3 protein-coding genes are annotated in these 1,730 nt (G+C 61.1%); 1 reads left to right on the top strand and 2 read right to left on the bottom strand.

The window, feature by feature from the left end; genetic code table 11:
* A partial coding sequence (locus VGY55_08305; protein HEV2969978.1) for a J domain-containing protein occupies window positions 1–443 on the bottom strand: 443 nt, incomplete at its 3' end.
* Between the two features lie 217 nt (window positions 444–660).
* Window positions 661–1,029 carry a hypothetical protein gene (locus VGY55_08310; GenBank protein ID HEV2969979.1) on the bottom strand — a complete coding sequence of 123 codons (369 nt, stop codon included), beginning with the start codon at window positions 1,027–1,029 and terminating at the stop codon, window positions 661–663.
* Window positions 1,030–1,302: 273 nt separating this feature from the next.
* Between VGY55_08310 and VGY55_08315 the strand changes: the two genes are divergently transcribed.
* Entirely contained in the window at window positions 1,303–1,614 is a 312-nt protein-coding gene (locus VGY55_08315; protein ID HEV2969980.1) for a hypothetical protein, read from the top strand.
* The last annotated feature ends 116 nt before the right edge of the window (window positions 1,615–1,730 follow it).

The raw sequence follows: 1,730 nt of genomic DNA on the forward strand, positions 1-1,730 counted from the left end.
GGTGACTCTGCTGGGCCGACGCGAGCGATCTCAGCCGATCCGCGCGCGGTGACGTCAACCTCGTTTGCCGGAGCGACCAATGCCGCCGACATGTGCATGAACAGCAAATATCCCCCGACAGTCACGACCGAGACTCCGGCAAGCGCCGTGACGCCGGCGATCACACCAGAGGCGAGCTTGTGAATCCGGGCGGCGATTGCTTGCTCGGACGCCGACTTCTGTTCTAGGCGCGCAAGCTCCAGCAGATGGTCGTAAGCCGTCCGCTGCTCAGCATCGCCGAGGATTTCGTTGGCGCGAACGATCTCCCTGAACTTCAGCCCGGCATCGGGATCGCCAGCATGGATATCGGGGTGGGCCCCTTTGACGGCTTTACGGAATGCGGTCCTGAGACCTTCCGCTTCATCGCTCGGAAGAGCCCCGAGCAAATCGTAAAGCGTCTTCATCGTCGCTCTCGCTGCTGGATTTCCTCGTCGTAGTCCGAAATTCCCGCCGCGAATTTACTGTGGAGCACTCGTACAAACTGAACGTCACCGCCTTGGACATTGTTGATCCAGTACGGCGGAAAAATGACTTGTCAAATGTGACCGAACCCATGCTGCACGCCACAATCGTGCGCGGGTTGTGGCGCAAGCAAGACGCGGTCGTGACGACATTTGTGCCTCAGAACTTGTAGCCGACCGCGCCGAACGCGACCGTTGAGCCGATCCATTCGAAGGCCACGCCGGTGATCTTGACGAACGGGGAAGAACGCGCGCCGTGGGATGAAGCGAATGCGCTGCAACGGCCCTTGCCGGACGACGCGTTGAAGATCGTGGCACGCGGCGACGCGAAAGAGGATGAGGCGGCCGCCGCACGAAGTTCGTCACCACCCGCCCGTTCGCCGATCCCGACACGGCGGCGCACAAGCTGGTGGAGATCGCCAACCCAGCCGAGGCGGTGCAGGATGGCCGCATCCATATCGAGCTGGTCAACGACTCGTTCCTCGGCGCTGGAGGCACCCCGGCCGAATACCGCGCCGGTATCGAACACGCGATCTCGAAGGGCTGGCTCTGGCGGCATGAGAGCGGGTCTATGTGAAGTTCACCTCGGCCGGGGCCGAGCTGTTTGCTTAACGGAATGCCCACTGCAAGACGGCAAACGGCCCCGGTGTTGTCCGTACCGGGGCCGCCATCCTTGGAGGTTTTCTTCCAGCGCTAGGGGCAACCAAGGTTGGTTCCAAAGGAAAGGCCCCAGCCGTGGGGCACACGAAGTGCTATGCTACCGGCGAGCTGCCCGGCAGCCGCCGCCTGGCACGATCTGAAGGTGAAAGAAATGATCAGCTGGCGACTTATCGTTCCAGCCGTTCGAGTTGCAGCGGCCATGGCGGGGTGTTTCACCTATTTCGTCACCGCGCCAGCGCCAGTCGAAGCCTCGCCCGATATCGAAGATACGAGGACACCGACGTTTATTGATCAGCGTTCAAGAGCTGAAGAGGAAGCAAAAGCAGTCTTCGAGCGAGCCGCCGCGGCGATCCTAAGGCAAGCACCGGAGTTACAGGCGTCCGTCGGTGTCAATGAGCCACCAACCGCTGAGCATATCGCCTTGCCAAAGAAGCGCCCGCTACCGCGCCCATGAGGAATTTGACCGGCTAGAGGGAGTCCGCAGGGGAAACCCGGACTCCCTCGGGAACCAGAATGGACTGCGCTGACGCTGACCTCGTTCAAAGATTTATTGGAGGTGAGCAATATTGA

This window comes from Pirellulales bacterium, assembly GCA_035939775.1.
GTDB lineage: Bacteria > Planctomycetota > Planctomycetia > Pirellulales > DATAWG01 > DASZFO01.